This is a genomic window from Sphingomonas sp. PSPC2-2 (assembly GCF_049897725.1).
In the GTDB taxonomy this organism is placed as follows: Bacteria; Pseudomonadota; Alphaproteobacteria; order Sphingomonadales; family Sphingomonadaceae; genus Sphingomonas.
The window spans coordinates 180,563-200,598 of the sequence record NZ_JAFCWU010000005.1 but is presented as its reverse complement, the minus strand read 5'-3'; the positions used below and the strand labels follow the sequence as shown (position 1 = coordinate 200,598).

Genomic DNA, 20,036 nt, shown 5'->3' with positions numbered 1-20,036 from the left:
ATCCGTCATGCCGGGCTTGTCCCGGCATCCACCGTGCCGCACATTCCGAACGTAAAGATTCGCGGCACCGTGGACCCCGGCACAAGGCCGGGGTGACGGGTGTGGAGTTTGGGGGCGTTATGCGAACACTGAAAATCCTTCTCGCGGCCAGTGCCGCGCTGCTCCCGGTCGCGCTCGTCGCTCGCCCGCAAGCCGCCCCGGCTCCCGCAGCGCAAGCGCAATCCCCCTACAGCTATGAAGAAGTGATGGTCCCGATGCGCGATGGCGCGCGGCTACAAACCGTCATCCTGCGGCCACGCGGCAAGACCGGCCCGCTGCCGATCCTGTTCCAGCGCACCCCCTATGGCGTGCCCGATGCGCCCCCGGCCAAGGTCCCCGGCAACCAGGTCTCGCTCGACAAAGACGGCTATATCTACGTCTACCAGTCGATGCGCGGTCGCTTCAAATCGGACGGCGTGTTCACGCTGTCGACTGCGGTCCATCCCGGCCAACCCAAGGTCACCGATGAATCGACCGATGCCTATGACAGCATCGACTGGCTGGTGAAGCATGTGCAGGGCAACACCGGCAAGGTCGGCATGTGGGGCGTGTCCTACCCCGGCTTCGCTGCCGCCGTCGCGCTGATCGGCCCGCACCCCGCGCTGAAGGCGGTCAGCCCGCAAGCCGCCTGGATCGATTATTGGAAGTCCGACGATCTCCACCGCAATGGCGCGCTGCGCCTCAGCTACGCGACCGACTGGCTGTCGATGCTCCAGCTCGACAAGACCAAGGACACCGACTTTCAGTATGACCGCTACGACACCTATGACTGGTTCCTGAGCAAAGGCCCGGTCGCGGAAATCGACCGGCAAGTGTTCAAGGGCCAGGTGCCGATGTTCACTGCCCTGCTCGACCATCCCAATCACGATCGCTTCTACACCGATCAGCGCTGGAGCGACAAACTCGGCAAGACGACGGTGCCGACGCTCAACGTCGCGGGCTATTGGGATCAGGAAGACCCGTGGGGCTCCTGGCAGATCTATTTCAAGCAAGCGCAGAACGACCCCGATCATCTGGCGACGATGGTGGCGGGGCCATGGGCGCATGGCTGGTGGCAAGGCCCGACCGCCGCGCTGGGACCAATCCCGTACGGCGTGCCGAGCGGCCCACAATTCCAGGAACAGATCCAGGCGCCGTTCTTCGCCTATTGGTTGCACGGCACCGGCCCGCGCCCGACCTCGGGGGTGAAGAGCTTCCAGAGCGGGAGCTGGACGTGGAAAAGCTATCCCGGCTGGCCCGTGCCCGGCGCAAAAGCGACCGACCTCTATCTCCACGCCGATGGCTCGCTCTCCTTCACCGCACCCGCCGCCAGCGAAGGCTGCCGCGACTATGTGTCGGATCCGGCCAACCCCGTCCCCTTCCGCCCGCGCCCGATGTCGGGCACCTATCTCTCGCCCGATTGGTCGTGGTGGGAAGCCGCCGACCAACGCTTCCTACAGGGCCGCCCCGATGTGCTGAGCTACACCAGCGCGCCGCTTGATGCCGATCTGACGGTGACGGGCAGCGTGCTCGCCGAGCTCGCCGCCGCCACCAGCGGCACCGACAGCGATTTCGTCGTCAAGCTGATCGACGTCTATCCCGAAGATGCGGTCAAGGCCCCCGAACATCCCAAGCCCGGCGATTATGCCAAGTCGCTGAACGGCTACCAATTGCCGATCGCGATGGACGTCCGCCGCGGCCGCTTCCTCGCCAGCGACACCACGCCGCAAGCGCTGGTGCCGAACAAGGTCACGCACTGGGACGTGCCCTTGCGCGAACACGACCATGTCTTCCTGAAGGGCCACCGCATCATGGTGCAAGTGCAGTCGAGCTGGTTCCCGGTAATCGACCGCAACCCGCAAAGCTTCGTCCCCAACATCGCCCGCGCCACGCCTGCCGATTTCGTCAAGGCCACGCAGCAGGTGTGCGCCGGATCGAAGATCGTGCTGCCGGTAGTGCGGTAGAGTCTCCCGCCCACGCCGGATCGCGCCGTAGCAAGCGGCTGGCGCGGCTCAGGGTTTCGCGGCGGGGCTTGGCAAAACGCGGATCGTAACCGGTGCTGTGCCAAAGACTTCGGCGGCGCGGGCTTTCAATTGGTCGAGCGACAGCGCGGCCAGCGCGCTTTGATAGCCACGCGCGCGCGCCAACGCGTCGGGCTGCGTCTGCGCCCAGTCGAGCGCATTGAGCCACCAGGCGTTGGTCCGCATATCAAGCGCGGCGCGCGCTTTCATCGGTGCCGTCACGCGCGCCAGTTCCTCCGCAGTCGGCCCCAATTCGCCGAGTGAACTCGCAATCGTGCGAAGCGTCCGTTCGGCAAGCGGAACGTCGCCGGTGGCGACTTCGACGATCGCACCGATATAGCCAAAGCCGCGCACACTGGTCGATGCCGCATATAAAGGCGCGGGAGAATAGGTCGCACCCGACGTCTGGCGCAGATCGTTGAAAAGCCGGGTCCGCAGGATCTCGTCGAGAACAGCCTGGGAAATACCGTCATTGGGGTCGAAGCCGTCGTGCGCCCGCCAAGCCGACACCACCAGCGCACGCCCGGCATCGCCGTGATGGGACCACACGATCGGCTCGCCGCCCGTCGGGAACTTCGGATCGGGCCCGGCGTCGTGCAGCGGCTGGGCGCGGCGCGGGGGGAGTGCGCCGAGCGTTTCCGCAGTCGCCGCAATCGCTTTATCGACATCGATATCGCCGACGATCGTGACCTCGATCGGGGCATCGGCAAGGATCGGTGCGAAACGCTGCCGGCTCTGCGAGAAACTCAATCCGGCGACGTCGGCCAGATCGAGCGGCGCGAACCGCAGATCGCCGTTGCTGAACACCGGCCAGTGCCGTGCAAAAGCCGCCATCGCCGTCGCGTCCGCCTTTTGCAGCGCCGCCTCTACCCGTGCTTGCACCAAGGCGTCGGCATGCGGATCAAAATCGGGCTTGCCGACAAGATCCGCCCAAAGCCGAAGCTGATCGGACAACGATGCCGGGTTATTCTGCCCCTTGAACTGGACGACATTCGTTCCGAGCGCGACCGAATCGACCGACACTTGTGTCGCCCGCAAACCCGCGAGCAATTGCTCGGCGCTCAGCCCGGCGACGCCGCCGAGGTACAGCATCGACAGCGGCGGCGCGACCGGGCGTTCGCCATGTGGCATGGCCAGCAACCCGCCGCCCAACCGCATCGTGGTCAACACCTCATTGGCGCGGAAATCGGTATGTTTGATGTTGAGCCGGACGCCGTTCGCAAATCGTATCTGTTCGACACCCAGGTCATCGACATGATGCCGCTCGACGACGGTGCCCGCAGGCCCGGGAACGGGCAATTGCTTGGCGACGGCGAGGGTGAGATCGCGCGTCGGCAGCGGACCGCGATGCGCCAGGGCGTAAGCATCTCGCACAAGCGCCGAGGATGCGGGCAATGCCTCCGAGCCGGCAACCGCGATCGCCGGCGGCGTTTCCCGCCACACCGCATTATAGGCCGCCGCGATGTCCGCCGGGGACGCAGCGTTGAGCACTTCCGAGATGCGCTGGAAGTTCCGCTCCGGAAGCACAAAGACCTGGCGATCGGCATAGGCAGCCACAATGCCGTTGGCGAGTTCGGACGAGGTCCGCGCGGCGGCGCGCAACGACGCACTGCGTGCGCCCTTCAAGGTATTGGTAACGGCGCGATCGACTTCCGGGACGGTGAATCCCGTCACCAGCGGTCGGCGCGTCTCCTGCTCGAGCAGCGTCAGCGCCTCGTGCCATTTGCCGGTACGGAAATTCGCGGAGAAGGAATAAAATTCGGCGAGCTCAGGCCAGCGCGAGGTTTGGAAAGAAACCGAGGCGATCGGAACCTGCGGGCTGGTCAACACCAGCCGCTCGAGCCGATCGCGCACGATGGCCATGCCGAGCGTCGCCAAGATCGCATCGTGCCGCGTCGCCGCCGTCGGCACGACGTTGGGCTGCGGCTTTGCCACGCCAAGGGTCAGCAAATCGGTAAGTCCGGCTTCTTGCACGACGGATGCGGACGCGGTGCGCGGTTGAAACAGCACGGGCTTGAGCGCGGAAATCGGCGCGGACGGCCGTTTCCAGCTTGCAAACGCAGCCTCAAGTGCCTTGCCGGTTTCGCTCGGGTCGACATCGCCCACCACGACGAGAAAAGCGGTGTCGGGCCGATACCAACGGTCATGAAACGCGCGCAACTGGTCCGCCGTAATGGTATGAAGCGAGGCCAGCCGTTGCGCAGGCTTTTCCCACAAATAGGGCAGTTCGGGATAGAATTGCTGCCGCAGCGCCCGGGCTGCGCGTGTTGCCTGCGTCTCGCCGCCCGCAATCTCCGCCCCCACCACACCCTTTTGCCGCTCAACCTCGTTGGCGTCGAACAGCGCGCCATCGCTAAACCCGCGCAGGAATCGCAGCGCGAGCGCCAGCTTCTCGGTCGTCACTTGCGGGATCGAAAGGCTGTACACTGTGCCGCGCGCAGAAGTCGCGCCGTTGACATCACCCCCCAATTGCAGACCGGCCGATTGCAATTGCGCGATTGCATCGCCCTTGGGAAACGTCGTGGTCGCGCCGAACGCCATATGCTCGACGAGATGCGCAAACTCCTTTTCGTTGGCGGACTGCTGCGCGGTGCCGACCGCAATATGATATTCGACGACAGCGACCCCCTTGGGCTCGGCGCTGCGCATGACCGCGTAGCGCAGGCCATTGGCGAGTTCGCCGTAGTGGATCGCGGGATCGGGGGTCTCGCCACGCTCTTCGGCAACCCATAACGGAGTTTGTGCGGACGCGCAGGGCGAGCCAATCACCGCGAAGGCCACAGCGACCACCCAAAGCCTTCGCATCCGCCCGTTCCCTATTCGCGCGCCAAGCAGGCCGGGGGGCGTAAGCCACCTCCCCCTTCCGCTCGATTCATGTCGCTATCTTGTTATTTTTGAAACTTTAAAAGTGATTCGTAAACTATCAAAACGACCGCGTTAAACAAACCAATGCCGTTCAAAACACCGCCGACAATGCGACGGTGCGACATCCAAGGGGCGGCTTGCGATCCCCAATTTTCGGCATCGGTTCATTCCCGCTTGCGACGGCGCAAACGACAGCGGAGTGGGTCGCCAATTCGGGTCTCGCGGCCTAGATCGCTCGACGGTGCGCTTGACGCTCATGCTCGTAGCGGCTTGGGCTGCACGCGCCTGATCCGCTATGAAAGCAATCTCTTATGACGCTGTCAGACCTCCTCGTACCCACTTACGTGCAGATGCTCGGCGCGTTGTCGAAGTGGCTTGCCAAAGCTGAGGCCCAGCGACCGACCGGCGGCGCAGACGCCTTGTTGGGCGCGCGGCTCGCGCCGGACATGTTTCCTTTGGCGACCCAGGTGCGCTTCGCATGTCGGCAAGCGCAGGAAGGAGTCTTCCGGCTGTTGCAACGAGACTTTCCGCCGTCGTTGCAGATCCTGCTGGACGAAGGGCGCAACGCCGACGAGCGGCCGGGCACCGTGGCAGACGCACAAGCCCGGATCGCGGAAACGCTGGCGATCGTAGAGTCCGCCGGGGCAGCGGGCATCGCAATTGAACCTGCGACCCCAATTGCCCATGCTCTGCCGAACGGCATGATTTTGGACCTCACTGCGCAGCAATACGCCCGCGACTGGGCGCTGCCACAATTCTATTTCCACGTGATGACTGCCTATTCGATCCTTCGAGCTCAAGGCATTGATCTCGGGAAAGCCGATTACGCCTCACATATGTTCCAATATTTCCGCGCCCCTGCAGCGTCCTGAGGCTGGCACACAGGGGCGCAAATCGCTCCGATGCGGGATGGATGTTTCTTGGGAGCCCCAGACATTCAGTGCGGCTGTAGGCCGCACTCGTTCATCGCGGCGCTGCCCCATGATCGCGCGATCGACGCCGCTGCGCTTACTGAGCGTGGCGAGGCTCGAGCCACCCGCCATCGGCCAACCAGTCGTGCAGACGGTCCGGCCAATGCAGGATCGAGATGCGGTTCGATTCGTCCAGATTGAAGGCATGGCCGCTCTCGGCATACATATGGAGTTCCGCCGACATGCCATTGGTGCGCAACTGTTCATACAGCGCCACAGAGGGTGCAGCACAGCATGGGTCAATGGATCCCGCAACAATGAACGCTGGCGGCGCTTGCTTGATCGCTTTGGCGGGGATTCCGCGCGGCCCCGGGAAAACCAGGATTTGAAAGTCCGGCCGTGCCAGCTCGGTATCGATCGCGTCACGTTTCGGACGACCAGCAGGCTCGGGATTGTCGGCGATCAGCGAGACAAGCTCGCCGCCGGCCGAAAAGCCCATGACGCCGACCCGCTTAGGATCGATGCCATAACGCGCGGCATTGGCACGAACCCATCGCACCGCACGTCGCGCGTCATCGGCGGCATCGCCTTCCACCGAATAAGGCGAGCCAGGCTCATTCGCGAGGCGATATTTAACGACGAAGGCCGATATCCCCATCCGGTTGAGCGCCACTGCGGCCTTGGTCCCCTCATTGGTCCAGACAAGCAATTTGTGCCCGCCGCCAGGAAAGATCACCACTGCGGCACCGCTATTGTGATCGCGGTTGGCCGGATAGGCGATCACCGATGGCCGGTGGATGTTGCGCACCCAATAGTCGCGACCGATTTCCGCTTCCGTGCTTCGCGCGCCGACGCCCGGCGCGCCCGTCGGCCAAAGCGGCACGCTTGCCGGTATGGTGGACTGTTCGACGGGAGGATCTTGCGCGATGACCGGCACGGAAGCGGCTAACGCAGTCAACACCACGATTGCGCGAATCATCATTGTCTCATCCTATCCGGTCGGCTCAGGCAGGCCCTCACCATCGCTTTGGCAGCGAGCAACGGGCTTTGATAGCGTTTACGTGGCGTAGCGGATCTCGAGCCGACAGCGCTCCTCCTCGACCGGAACCGGTTACCTGCGGCCGGTGAGGAACTGCGCGACTTTATACGCATCCGCGACACTGTTGGTCCGCGGGTGGCGACACATCTGACACCCCAACCGCAGCCGTGAAAGCGGACCGCCTTGCAAACCGCGCAAGCGGGCGGTTCGCTCGCCGCAATCTTTCAGGTCGTGCGTGCGCCGTCGACTGGCGCTTCAGAAGTGGGGATCGAAATTGAAATAGATCGGGTTCGACAGCGCGATCATCTTGCCGCTGAGCAGGCTCGAAACCGGCACTTGCGGATAGGGGGTTTGCGGGCCTTCGACCTCGACGCGGTAATAGCTGCGCCCCTTTGCGGCGGGCGTGTCGGCGAAGGTTACGGCGTTGCTCGCGGGGTCGGTGTCATAGGTGCCGAGCGGATCGCCATTCTTGATCACGCGGACGTGATAGACCCCACCGCGCACGCCGCCTCCGACAAGGCGCACCTGAAACGTGACCGGCTTTCCGGTCGGGCGCGCATTGTCGCCCATCATCATGTCCATACGCCCATCCCCGTCGAGATCGGCGCGTAGCTCTACGCGCGGGTCGTACGGATTGGCGCTGATCGACACGCGGCCATTGGTCAGCGCGTCGACCACGCCCCTGGCATCGCGTGTCTTGGCGAACACCCAGGTGGTTGGCGAGCCGACATAGTTGGCGCTGCGTTCGCCGGTGTGGGACGTCTTCTGCTCGGGCGTATCGGGTGTGCCGTGATGCGAATCGCTGCCGCCGCGACCGGTGAGCTTGCGGCCCGATTTGAGCATGTCGTCCCAGATCATGATGGCAGCGGCATTGTTGGGCCAGATCGCCGAGTTCCACACTTCCAGCGAATCGAGCATGTCGAAGCTGAAACCGAAATGGTCCTTGCCGGCGGGATGGTTGCCCGAAAGGTGAATGCCGAGCGCTTTCTTGACCGCAAGGATGTTCGCGTCCCGCGCATCGCGCACATCGAACAGGCGCTGATGGTCGTAGGGCTTGGCCGAGAACACGTTGCCGTGGCCGCGCTCGGTCGTCCATTCGGCACCGTAGAGCAGGATCACCGACTTGGATTTGAATTCGGGATCGCTCCAGGTGTTGTGCGCGACATCACCCGCGACGTGATTGTCGTGATCGGTGATGGCGAGATAGTCGAAGCCCGTATCCTCGGCGAATTTGATGATCTTCGCTTCGGGATTGTTGGTCGAATCCTTGCTGTGGCGCGAGTGCAGATGGAGATCGCCCTTGAGCCACTGGCCATCGGTCAGGCTGGCGACCGGCGGGATGCGCGGGGAATCGCCCGCAGCGGCAAGCAACGGCGTTTGTGCCAGGACGAGCGCCAGCAGAGTAAGACCAACACGCACGGCAGGATCCTTTCGAACAGAGAAAGCGGCGCGCGGCGTGATGGCTTCACGCCGCGCCCGCGTCAGAAGCGGTAGGTGAGCGAGCCGCGGTAGTTGCGCTGATAGAGCGAACTGCCGATGTAGACGGGCTGCCCGGCCTGGCTGTTGTCGATCGTGCCCGCGCGCGGGTTGCCGTTGACCAGGCCAAAGGCATTGGTGACGTTCGCGACGATCAGCCCGAATTGCAGTTTTGGCGTGATCTGGAATTGCGCGTCGAAATCGACCGACCAATAGGATGGCAGCCGGATCTGGTTGGCGACGTCGGTATAGAGCGCACCAACATAATTGACGTCCGACTGGAGCCGCACCTTGCGGTCGAACAGCGTCAGGCCCGGCGTGATGCGGAAGGTATTGTCGGGCACGCCGTTGACGCGGTGGTGCGAATAATCGGTCAGCACGCCCGCGCTGTTGGTATAGACGAACTTGCTGAAGCGATTGTCCTGCCAGGTCCAGGAAGCGTGCAGATCGAACCAGTCCGTCGGCCGCCACGTCCCCTCAATCTCGGTGCCGGTGGTCTTGGTGTCGCCATAGACCGTGACCGGCGACAACAGGCCATTGGCGAGCTTCTGATAATCGCTGATCGCGTAGCTGTTATATACCGTGCGGAAGGCCGTTGCGTAGAGATCGATCTTGCCGCGCGAATATTTGACCCCGCCCTCGAGCATGTTGAGCGTCTGGACGACGGGCGCAGCATTGGCGTTGGTGATGAAGCTCGACACCGCAGGAAGCCGGAAGGTGTCGGTATAGCGCGCGAACACGCCGAAAAACGGACGGACCTGATAATTGGCGGCCGCGGTCCAGCCGACATGATCGTATTTGCGCGAAAAGGGCGTGAACACCCCGGTGCCGACGCCGACCGAATCGTCGGCGCTGGTCGGGCTCTGGCCGAGATTGACCTTCTTGGTGCCCTCGACCTGCCCGCGCGTTTTGATCTGCTCGTAGCGCACGCCGCCCTCGAGCCTGAACTTGGGGGTCAGCTGCCACTCGTCGCTGGCATAGGCTGCGATATTGTCCGAACTACCGCTCGCATTGGCATATTCGGCACCGTATTGGATGACGCCATTGTCACTGATCTTGAACAGCTTGTTGCCCTTCGCGTCAACGAGATAGGCGTCGAGCACTTCGGCATGCGGCTTGACGTCGGTCAGCACGGCGGCGCTGAGCGCGTTATAATCTTCCTGCTCGCGCGCATAATAGACGCCGAACGCCAGGTTGTGCGTGCCGAGAAAATCGACCTTGCCGACCAATCGGGTGTCGGTGATGAATTCGTCGAGCGGCACGGTGTGCGTGCGCGCAAGGTCGATCAACGCCAAGCCGTTGCCGTTCTGATTGGCGAGATTGAAGGCCGCACCACTGTCGCGGTAGATTAGGGCATAGCTCGTCCCGGTCGGGGGTTTGCCGAAGGTGCTGGTCAGCAGCGCGCTCGCCGACGCGGCGACCGAATAGGGCGTGATGCTGTTCCGCTGCGTCCAGCTCGTGCGATAGCGGACATTCTCCTCGACCTTGAAGCTGTCGGTAATGTCGTAATGCGCCTGGAAGCTGAGCTGCGTCAGTTTGACGCTGCTGCCGACGCCATTGTCGAACTTGACCGTGCCGTTCGGCGTCAGAAAGGTGAAATAGCGCGTGTCGGGACCGACGACATTGTCGACCTTATTGTCCAGTCCAACCACATTGGCCGGCGTCCCGTCGGCATTGGCCTGATAAATGCCACCGCCCCAATAGCCAACGCGCTCGTCGATCCGCTTTACGCCGAAGCTGATCCCGCCGCGCTCGAACTCCTTCGACAGGTTCAGGCGGATCTGGCCGCCACGATCCTGCGTGAAGCCCGAATTGTGCGGACCATCCGACACGCGGTAATAGCCGCCGGTGAAAAAATGCCACCCGGTCGCGCCAATCGGCCCGCCGATCCACCCGTCGATCCGGTGCGAATTGTAGCTCGCCGCTTCGTAGCGCGCGAGTGCTTCGAGCGTGTCGCCGCCCTTGCGCGTGATGAAGTTGATCGCAGCGCCCGGCGCATTCGAATAGAAGATCGCCGAGGGTCCGCCGCGCACCACTTCGATCCGCTCGACGCTCTGGTCGATGCGCAAAGACTGGTCGCCGTTGAGCCAGCCGAGCCCCGGGTCGCCCTGGATCGGGATGCCGTCCTCGAGCAAGGCGACGGTCTGATAGCCGTCGCTCGGGATGCCGCGCACGCGCACGCCGCCGGCGACTTCACCCGAGGTCGGTGCGCTGTAGAAGCCCGGCACCTGCTTGAGCGCCTCAGCCACGCCGATCGGCGCGCGGATGCGCAGATCCTGGTCCGAGATCGTCGAGATCGCATAGCTCGTCTCGACCTTGCGTTGGCGCGACGTGCCCGCGCGGCCGGTCACGACGATATCGTCACCATCGGCGACCTGCGTCTTATCCGGTTCCTGCTGCGCCGCCATGGCCTGATCGGCCACCGCATTGTGCTGCGCTTGCGCTGGAGTGGCGATCGCTGTGCCAGCCAGCAAGGTGGCGACCAGCGTCGATCGATGAACGATGGAATGGATCATTATGCGCCCCGAATGATTCGTGTCGACGCGCATATGATAGTATTCGGTATCGTTTTTATGACAGGTCGGGAATTGTCCCGTCAGGCGTCGGCCGATAGCGCAAGGCCCGAAGCCACAGTCGTCTGGGGCGTCGGCGGCACCCTTCCCAAATCGGGATGATAATAGAGCGAGCGAAAAATATAGGTCAGATCTTCAAAGACTTCCTCGCGCGAGTCCGCGTCTTCCTTGAGCATTTCATCCACCGAATAGGCGATCTCCACCGCCAGCCGCGTACGGCGGCGGACCAGCTCGCGCGGCACGCCAGGCAGATAGGTCATGTAAACGTCCGTCATCAGATCGGTGACAAAATGATGCGAAGCGAGTCGGATGTGGGTGAGGCTCGGCACTGCACGGAGGGCGCGCATAATCCAGATCGCGCCTGGCTGCTGACGCGTGATCGCGTCCATTTCGCGAACCAGATCTTCGATATGATCGACCAAGGTATCGTATCCCGCATCCCGATACCGGTCGATCCAGCGGGTCAGGGCTTCATTCTGGCGCTGCATCAGTCGTTCCGCCAATGCCTCGATAACGGCATATTTATCATCGAAATATCGATAGAATGCAGGAGAGGTCAGCTTGGCGCGCTGGACAATCAGGTTGCTCGAAATCCGCTCGATGCCAACCTCCTCAAGCAGCGTTTCCGCAGCCGAAAGCAGGAGCTCATAGGTTTTGCGCGACCGCTCCTGCATCGGCTTGCGATGATTGCTCAATACATCTCTCCTGTCGCGACCGGCGCGCTTCTCACGACCAGAGCATAGCGACAAGGCGATATTGATAGCTATCGTTTCTTGATGTCAACCGCGCGCGCGAATCCCGACCGGCACCGTCACGTTGGCGGCCGGTGGTTTCGCGGTCAGGGGCGACATCGCATGATCAGCGAAGGACGCTGTTTGTAAACCGGTCAATCACAACGGATTGCCCAGAGCACGGCCCCTGGCGCGATCACGCGCCCAATCGGACGGTCCTCGATCGCATCTTTCCACCGCCCCGCAAAGGGTAACGCCTGCGGCACATCACCGAAATTCGCAACGAGTACGACCGTATCGCTATCGCCGCCGCGTGACACGACCAGCAGGCCCGGCACATCGGCCTGCACGTTTGTAGCGGCCTTGGCGTCGAACGCCGGCAAGGTGGCCCGCACCGCGAGAAGCCGCTTGGTCAGCGCCAGCCATTCCGCCCCAGCGCCCTTCCCCGCCGCCGCGCTATCCGCGCGTGACCAGTCCATCGGCGGCCGATGCAGCCAGCGCGCATCGTCCGGCGCAGCGGGATCGACATGGTTGGGCAGCCCGATTTCGTCGCCCATGTACAACATCGGCATGCCTGGCAGCGCCAGCATCGTCGCCAGCAGCAAGCGGTAGCGGCCGAGCGCTTCTGGGCCCTTAGTGCCAACCAGCGAGGCGAGCATCCCGACGGTACTGGCGGCCGCGCCGGGGCGGGCCTGAAAGCGGCGGCCATCGCCGAACCCGCCCACACCGGTGTAGAAATCCGAAATACGATCCAGCGCTTCGGCGGACACCCGCCCATTGAGTGCGGACCAGATGATGTCGTCATGACAGCGCAGGTAGGTGAGCCACGCCGTATCGGGCCGCGTCAGCACGGTATCGCGAACCAGATCGCCGACGATCGCCGCGTCGCCCGTCGCCAACGCCACCCATAACGCCGCCATCACGCCATTGTGATAGGCAAGCTGCGCCGCGCGCGTGCCATCCTGTGGCTCGATATAGGGCAGCACGTCGGCGGTGCGTTCGATCGCTTCCGCCAACAGCGCGACACCGGGCGCGGCGATATCGAGACCGGCGCGGAGCGCGGCAACCAGCGTATGCGTTTCCGGCAGGTTGCGCGATACGCTCCCGCGCCGCTTCCACAGATAGGGGGCGCTATCGAGGCGAAAGGCATCCACGCCGATGTTCGACCAGAACAGCAACACATCGAGCATTTCGCGAAAGACCGCTGGGTTCGACCAGTCGAGATCCCATTGAAACGGATAGAAGCTCGTCCAAACCCACCCGCCGAGCGCGGGCTCATGCGTGAAATTGCCCGGCGCGGTATCGGGGAAAACCTCGTCCAGATCGCGCTCCCAGGCGGCGACTTCGGCAGCGTCGTCGACAATGCGGTAATAGCCACGCATCTCGCGATCGCCAGCCAGTGCGGCCTGCGCCCAGGGATGATCCCGCGCGGTGTGGTTCAACACACAGTCCATCGCCAGCGCCATGCCGCGCTCATGCAGATCGGCGGCCAGCGCCCGAACGTCGTCCAGGCTGCCAAGCGCGGGCTCGATCGCGCGATAGTCCGCGACCGCAAAACCGCCATCGCTGTGCTCCGACTGGCCCAATGTCATGGGCAAGGGATGGAGCAAGCGGATGCCCAGCGCTTCCAGCCATGGCAATCTCTGCCGCAACCCGGCGAGGGTCGCGGCGAACCGATCGACATAGAAGCTGTAGCCGACCATGTCGGGCGCACCGAACCAGGCGGGATGCGCCGCCCGGTCGGCGTCCAGCGCGCGCAAGGTCGGCGATCTGGTCCCGGCGGCGGCGGACACCGCCGCCGCGATACGGTCGCGCTCCACCGGCCAGGCAGGATGGCCTTGGTAGAGCGGTTCCAGCAGATCGAACAACGACTGCAACGTCTCGCTCATCGGGCCAGCATTTGGCGGAAGAAGGCCGCAGCTTCGCCGTACACTTCGCGCGATTCCGGCAGATCCGGATCGCGCTCGAAATCGCCGTGCGACAAGCCCTCATAGACGTTCAAGTCGCTAACGCCCCCCGCCTGCTTCAGCTTGCGATGAACCCTGATGGTGTTGGAGAGGAACAAATCGCGGGTGCCCGTCGTCAGCAAGGTCGGCGGAAAGCCGGTGAAATCGGCATTGACGGGCGACAGCTCCGGGTCGGCCATGTCGTGACCATTCGCATAGAGTCGTGCGGCCGCGCCTAGTAGTCCGTCATAGGACACCAGGGCATTGTCGATATGGTCATTGGTGAAATAGCTGTCCCCGACCTTGTCGAGTTGCGCCCACGGCGTGCCCGCCCACAGCGCACCGGGCAGTGGCAAATGATGCGCCTTGGCGCGCACCACCAGCGCCAGTGTCATCGCCCCACCAGTCGACGATCCGAACACGCCGACACGCTTGGCGGGATATTGGGCGACGACCGCCTTCCACACTGCCTCGGCATCATCGATCGCGGCCGGATATGGGGCGTCCGGGGCCATGCGGTAATCGACGCTCAGCACTCTAAAGCCACGCCCGGCGAGCAAGATGGCATCGCGTAGCCCGGCTTTGCCGGGGGCGAAAACATACGCGCCGCCGTGGAAGTTGAGCAGGATGCGGTCCCGGTTCTCCGACGGCACGGTTTCTGGCTCGACCCAGAACACCGGCACGCCGTTCATCCGGTCTGCGCGGATCGTGACCTTTTCGCGGGCCATCAGCGCCGGCAACGCGGTTTCAATGTCGGCGGCGTAAGTTTTGACCAACGCGCGCCACGCCTCCGCCGATGCCGGATGCTGATCCCAGCTCGGGTTCATCGGCGATCCGATCAGCCGTTGTAATTCAGGGCTAACCGTTTTCGGCACGGGCAAAGGCCGCGGTGGAACGACGACGGTCTCGTCCATCGCTGCCGCCCTGTCCGTCGCCCCGACCGACACAAGCACCGTGGCCATCGCCGCCACCGCAAACGCTCGCCCGCGCATCAAAAACGCAGCGTCGCGGTGGCGCTGATGTTGCGCCCGGGGAAAGCGCGCGCGGTATCGATGCCGTCAGCCGGCACGCTGTCCGGCACCTGGCCGACCTCGGTAATTGCGATCACGTCGAACAGGTTCTGGACGTTCACCGAAAGCCGGATCGCTGGCGTTATCGCATAAGAGGCGAAGGCATTTGTCATGACATATCCCGGCATCTTCAGCGTGTTGACGTCAGCCGCGTAGGACGAGGTGGTGCCGGTGACGTTTGCGCCGATGTCGAACCGGTCGGTCCTGATCGAAGGCGTCGCCTGGAAGATCAAGGCCGCCTGGCGATACGGGATGTTGCCGTTCAGCGCCGGGGTTACCTGGCTCTCGGTAATCCGGGCATGGGTATAGGTGGCACCGGCCGTAAGGTGGAAAATGCCGCGATCGACCCCGCCTTCGAATTCCACGCCGTAAGACCGATATTTGTTGTTGATGATGGCTTGCTGCGGGATGACGATTTCATTGGCCTCGGCCGTGGTCGCGCGGAACGCCGTCAGGTTGACATAGGCCCCGCCTCGCCGGAACTTGATGCCCGCTTCCTGCTGATTGACGAAATTGACCGCGACTTCGTCCGCGACGCTGCCATCGGCCCGCACGCCGCCACCAAAGAGAATACGGTCCGCGTTGAACCGCGCACCGCGGCTCACGCGTGCGAAGAGCGCCAGACTCGGCATGACCTCATAGTTTGCACCGACCGAGTAGGTGAAATAGTTCTTCCGATAGTTGACGGGTGACGATGCCTGGGGATTGACCACGGGCACGCTGCGTTCCGGCGTCTGAATAATGCCGTCCTGGTTCACATCGACCACGCTCAGCCCGTTATTCGAGGCGTAATGTCCGCTGGCCCTCGAACTGTTGAAACGGACGCTCCCGTCCAGGTTCAATTTACCAATTTTGTACGAAACCGCCAGATAAGGGGCATCGATATTGTAATCGACATTGTAATAACGCTGGCAGCAATTGCCGAACACCGGTTCGCCATAAGCGATGAGTCCGTTTTGCGTAACCGACTGACCGGCCGCATTATAGACGTTCAGCAGCGCCGCATCGCGCCCCTTCACTTCCTGAAGATAGCTGTTCCAGTGCCAATCCATCTGGATCGCCTGATAGGATTTGAAATAGCCGGCCGTCACATTGCCGGTGCCGCCACCGGCGCTGAAGTCGCGGTTCAGCGTCAGGATGTTGGTGGCATTGGTGAAATCGTTCAGCGTCACCCCGAAGGTCAGTGCGTTGATGCCGAGGCCGTTGCCATTGAGACCCGCCGGGTTGGCGATGACCTGCCCCGCATTTGGCCCGTTGGCATAGCGCAAGGTGGCTCCGACACCGCCGATTTCGCTCATCAAGGTGGTCAGCGGCGCGACCCGGCCCGGATAGGAGGTGGCGAAGCTGCCCGAATTGCTCGCAACGTTGAACTTGTCCTCGATGTGCCAGCCGCCGCCCAGATCGAATGATGCATCGGCACCGCCGCCGCGCGTCTTGACGCGGTAGCCGTCGCCCAGATCGGAGACGATCCGCTGCCCGCCGCTGCCGATCGCAATGTCCGAGCGGAAATAGGGCGACAGCGACGTTCCCGACCGCACGTCAAAACCCGGGAAGGACGAATAGGTCGGGTTCGCAGCGGTGCCGGTTACCCGAATGGGTGTCGGGACATAGATGGGCGAGCGATCGTCGAGATATTTGAAGTTCAGCCGGATGAAGCCGTTGGCGAAAGTCTTGGTGACGTTGCCCTTGATTTGGCCGCCGCGCTCCGACGTATAATCGGCGTTCCGCACGCCATTGCCGACGCGGTAAAACCCGCCAACATGAAACCGCCATCCTTCGCCGAGCGGCGCGCCATAATCGGCGTCGATCCGGGTACGGTTGAAATCAAGCCCCTTGGTGATGCCGACCGTTCCGCCGGCCACGTCGCCGGTTTTGCTGATGAAATTGATGATCGCGCCCGGCGCGTTGCTGGTGAAGGTCGAGGCGGAACCGCCGCGCACCACTTCGACGCGGGAAACACTATAGTCTGGGCGGACGAAGGTGTCGGCGGTCGCGAAGGCGATATCGCCGAAATCCAGCACCGGCAGGCCGTCTTCCTGAAACTGGACGAACTTGCCGCCACCGCTTGCCGCCGGCAAACCGCGGACCGCGATGTTGGCGTTGCTTTCGCCGCCTGAAGATTCGGCGCGCAGGCCCGGAATGTTGCGCAACAGGTCGGCGCTGCCCATTGGGGCGAGCTTGGCGATTTCCTGAGAGTCGACCGCGCTGATGGAGATGCTGGTCGTCAAACGGCGCTCGGGCCGAGCGGTACCTGTCACAATGATATCGGCGGCATCTGTTTTGGCTTCGGGCTCGACGGCCGCTTCCGGCGCGGGCACGGAACTCTGCGCGAGTGCGATCTGCGGCAGAAACGCCAAAGCCGTACCGGCGAGCAAAAGCGTTGCAAGCTTCATGATAACCCCTCCTAGTGTCCGCTGTATTGCGGCTTGAGGGATGCTCATAAGCGCTTCGCAATCGATTGCAATAATTTTTCGCAATCGTTTGTGAAAAGTTTGGATCGATGGTAGCGACCGCCGAAAGACAGGCTGTCACGAACAGGTTGGAGAGGGCGATGCAACAGAAGGCGGATGACGGCACGGGCAACGCGTCCGCAGGGGAGCGCAAGCCGCGCCTTTCCTTGGCGCGCATCTTCCAAATGAATATCGGCTTTTTCGGGCTCCAGTTCAGCTTCGGCCTGCAGCAAAGCAATATGGGGCCGATCTACAGTTACCTCGGGGCCAGCGAGGCGGCGATGCCGCTGCTGTGGCTGGCGGGCCCGATGACCGGGCTGCTGGTGCAGCCGCTCATCGGCGCGCTCAGCGACCGCACCATCAGCCGCTTCGGCCGACGCACACCCTATTTCCTGATCGGCGCAATCCTGTGCAGCCTGGGGCTGCTCGCCATGCCGTACAGCCCGACGCTGTGGGTGGCAGCATCGTTGCTGTGGGTGTTGGACGCCGCCAACAATGTGACGATGGAACCCTACCGCGCCTATGTCGGCGACCGGCTCGATGCAAACCAGCGACCGATCGGGTTCTTGACCCAGAGCGCCTTCACCGGCCTTGCGCAAACCCTGGCCTACCTCGCCCCCTCCATCCTGGTCTATGCGGGAATGAGCCGCGATGCCGTCGACCTGAACGGCATCCCGCACATTACGAAAGCAGCTTTTCTGATCGGCGCGGTGCTGTCCCTTTCGACGATCCTGTGGTCGGTTCTGTCGGTCCGCGAACTTCCCCTGACGGCAGCCCAGATTGCCGAGTTGCGCCGTGCCCCGTTATCGGCCCGTAGCACGCTGCGCGAGATTGGCGACGCGATCCGGGAAATGCCGCCGACGATGCGACAATTGGCGGTGGCGATGCTGTTCCAATGGTATGCGATGTTCTGCTACTGGCAGTACATCACCTTTTCGCTGGCGCGCTCGCTCCACGGCACGAGCGACCCCGCCTCCCCCGGCTTTCGCGCCGCCGCACTTGCGACCGGGCAGCTTGGCGGATTTTACAATTTCATCGCCTTTGTCGGTGCCTTTGCGCTGGTGCCGGTGACGCGGGCATGGGGCGCGCGCAACGTCCATGCGCTGTGTATGGTGGCGGCGGGCGCTGCGATGCTGACGATCCCCGGAATCACCACGCAAAACTGGCTGTTCTTGCCGATGATCGGCATCGGTCTGGGTTGGGCCAGCCTGATGGGGAACCCGTACATCATGCTCGCGGATTCGATCCCACCGGCGCGAACGGGCGTGTATATGGGCATCTTCAACATGTTCATCGTTGTGCCGATGATGATCCAGAGCCTGACGCTGCCCTTGCTGTACAATGGCGTGCTGCGGGGCGACCCACGCAACGTGCTATATCTCAGCGGCGTGCTGATGCTTGCCGCCGCGCTGGCGACGATGCGGGTCGCGCCAGCGCGAACGGTCGCGACAGCGGCCTGACGTCAGGCCACGCTCGACCCGCGCACAATCAGTTGCGGGTCCAGTTGCAGCGATTGCGCGGGTTCGCCCGCAATCCGGCGAAACAGAATCTCGATCAGCGCTTTGGCACCGACCACCAGATCCTGGCGGATCGTCGTCAGTGCCGGGGCGGTATGCGCCGCCAGCGTCACATCATCATAGCCGACCACGGCGACGTCCTGTGGCACGCTCAGGCCGCGCTCGCGCAACGCCCGCAAGGCGCTCATCGCGACCACGTCGGATGCCGCGAAAATCGCATCGGGAGCGGGATGCTCGGTAAGGTATTTGGCAATCGCAAGATGGGCTGCGTCGGGCGTCATGTGCAGGTCCAGCGCCGCTGCCGCCACGCCGGGACCGGCCCGCGACACCGCGTCTTGAAATCCGGCAAGCCGTTCCGCGAACTCGGGCGCGCTCGCATTGCCAAGATACAGGAGTCGGCGTCGGCCAATCGCGATCAGATGCTCGGCTGCACGCGCTCCGCCCAGTCGATTGTCCGATCCGACCGTCAGATAGCGTTGTCCCGGAAGGCGCGCGCCCCACACCACGATCGGGGCATAGCGTGCCGCGACTTTGTCGATCACGTCGCTCTGGTCGGACTGACCGATCAGGATCAGCCCATCGATCCGTCCGCTATCGACCAGGCGGTCAAGCCAGGTGCCATCGTGCGGGATCACCCGCGATAGAACCAAATCGTAGCCCCGTTCCGTCAGCCCATCCGCCAGATGACCGAGCAGCGACAGGAAAAACGGGTCGGACAGGTGCTGCCCGGCCTCGTGCCCAAGCGGCAGCACAAGCCCGATCGACTGCGTACGCTGCAACCGCAAGTTGCGAGCGAGACGGTTGGGTTGAAAGCCATGGGCGTCGGCCAGCTTCTGGATGCGCAGCCGGGTCTTTTCGTTGACCGACGAATGCCCCGATAGCGCGCGCGAAGCGGTCGATACCGACGTACCAGCGGCCTGCGCCAGATCGACAAGGCTTGCGATCGTCGTCACGTCGCCGGACGAGGGTGGAGGCGGCGGAGCTATCATGGGATGCGCCTAATGATGCGGGATGTAGGAACGCTTCGTCTAGGGCAGCGTCGTGAAACGATCAAATATCCTATGCTCTTGCGGTGCAACGCGCGCTCGTTCGCCACGCCGCAGGTCAGGTCGCCGTGCGGCCAGCGGTGCCGGCCATAAGGTCGCCGCGAGCCACCCGTCCCGGAGGCTTGTGTTGCAGTCTGCCGCAAGGCGCCTTGCGCCCGGCCTATACTCGCTACCTCCAGGGGCTACGTCCTACGCAGTTTGGTAGACGGATCAGCTCCGAATCCGCCAGTGCCGCTATATAATACCGCGCCTGTCATGGCACCGTCATTGTCCTGTGGTGACAGCGACCGGCGGCCTCACCCAATCGCCCGCATTTAACGGGACATAGTGAAACGTGATCGATCCCCTTCGTGAGCCGCGCGGATCGATCGCG

Annotated in this window: 12 protein-coding genes; 3 read left to right on the top strand and 9 right to left on the bottom strand. The window is 63.3% G+C overall.

Translation table 11 applies throughout. The annotated features are described in order from the left end of the window. Positions 1-119: 119 nt before the first annotated feature. The gene (locus ACP7BY_RS11200; RefSeq protein WP_033963685.1) at positions 120-1,982 is read left to right on the top strand and encodes a CocE/NonD family hydrolase; all 1,863 of its coding nucleotides are present in this window, start codon (positions 120-122) and stop codon (positions 1,980-1,982) included. 48 nt (positions 1,983-2,030) lie between these two features. Here the strand turns inward: ACP7BY_RS11200 and ACP7BY_RS11195 are convergent, their stop codons facing one another. Then, positions 2,031-4,844 carry a M16 family metallopeptidase gene (locus ACP7BY_RS11195; protein WP_137903198.1) on the bottom strand — a complete coding sequence of 938 codons (2,814 nt, stop codon included), beginning with the start codon at positions 4,842-4,844 and terminating at the stop codon, positions 2,031-2,033. Between the two features lie 371 nt (positions 4,845-5,215). On the opposite strand from ACP7BY_RS11195, the gene ACP7BY_RS11190 reads away from it, so the two are divergent. After that, complete coding sequence (locus ACP7BY_RS11190) at positions 5,216-5,776, top strand: DUF1993 domain-containing protein (protein ID WP_033963677.1); 561 nt, start codon at positions 5,216-5,218, stop codon at positions 5,774-5,776. A gap of 136 nt (positions 5,777-5,912) precedes the next feature. Here ACP7BY_RS11190 and ACP7BY_RS11185 read toward each other — a convergent pair whose 3' ends face one another. The 7 genes from ACP7BY_RS11185 to ACP7BY_RS11155 all read right to left on the bottom strand — a co-directional run bounded on the left by ACP7BY_RS11185 (position 5,913) and on the right by ACP7BY_RS11155 (position 17,043). Continuing rightward, on the bottom strand, positions 5,913-6,797 hold the full coding sequence (locus tag ACP7BY_RS11185) for an alpha/beta hydrolase (RefSeq protein ID WP_171010600.1): 885 nt from the start codon (positions 6,795-6,797) through the stop codon (positions 5,913-5,915). A 312-nt stretch (positions 6,798-7,109) separates the two neighbouring features. Beyond that, entirely contained in the window at positions 7,110-8,273 is a 1,164-nt protein-coding gene (locus tag ACP7BY_RS11180; RefSeq protein WP_033963676.1) for a CehA/McbA family metallohydrolase, read from the bottom strand. Between the two features lie 62 nt (positions 8,274-8,335). Continuing rightward, a complete protein-coding gene (locus tag ACP7BY_RS11175; RefSeq protein WP_171010599.1) occupies positions 8,336-10,846 on the bottom strand; it encodes a TonB-dependent receptor in 2,511 nt (836 codons plus the stop codon). An 80-nt stretch (positions 10,847-10,926) separates the two neighbouring features. Further along, positions 10,927-11,598, bottom strand: coding sequence for a TetR/AcrR family transcriptional regulator (locus ACP7BY_RS11170; protein ID WP_052192096.1), 672 nt, complete (start codon positions 11,596-11,598; stop codon positions 10,927-10,929). 191 nt (positions 11,599-11,789) lie between these two features. Then, the gene (locus ACP7BY_RS11165; protein WP_033963675.1) at positions 11,790-13,523 is read right to left on the bottom strand and encodes an alpha-amylase family glycosyl hydrolase; all 1,734 of its coding nucleotides are present in this window, start codon (positions 13,521-13,523) and stop codon (positions 11,790-11,792) included. Continuing rightward, a complete protein-coding gene (locus ACP7BY_RS11160; protein ID WP_249340898.1) occupies positions 13,520-14,542 on the bottom strand; it encodes an alpha/beta hydrolase in 1,023 nt (340 codons plus the stop codon). Before ACP7BY_RS11160 ends, ACP7BY_RS11165 begins: the two co-directional genes overlap by 4 nt. A gap of 29 nt (positions 14,543-14,571) precedes the next feature. Beyond that, complete coding sequence (locus tag ACP7BY_RS11155) at positions 14,572-17,043, bottom strand: TonB-dependent siderophore receptor (protein WP_137903196.1); 2,472 nt, start codon at positions 17,041-17,043, stop codon at positions 14,572-14,574. Positions 17,044-17,201: 158 nt separating this feature from the next. Here ACP7BY_RS11155 and ACP7BY_RS11150 point away from each other — a divergent pair, with 158 nt between their 5' ends. After that, positions 17,202-18,560, top strand: coding sequence for an MFS transporter (locus tag ACP7BY_RS11150; RefSeq protein ID WP_033963669.1), 1,359 nt, complete (start codon positions 17,202-17,204; stop codon positions 18,558-18,560). Positions 18,561-18,562: 2 nt separating this feature from the next. On the opposite strand, the gene ACP7BY_RS11145 is transcribed toward ACP7BY_RS11150, so the two are convergent. Continuing rightward, a complete protein-coding gene (locus tag ACP7BY_RS11145) occupies positions 18,563-19,606 on the bottom strand; it encodes a LacI family DNA-binding transcriptional regulator (RefSeq protein WP_052192093.1) in 1,044 nt (347 codons plus the stop codon). Positions 19,607-20,036: the final 430 nt, after the last annotated feature.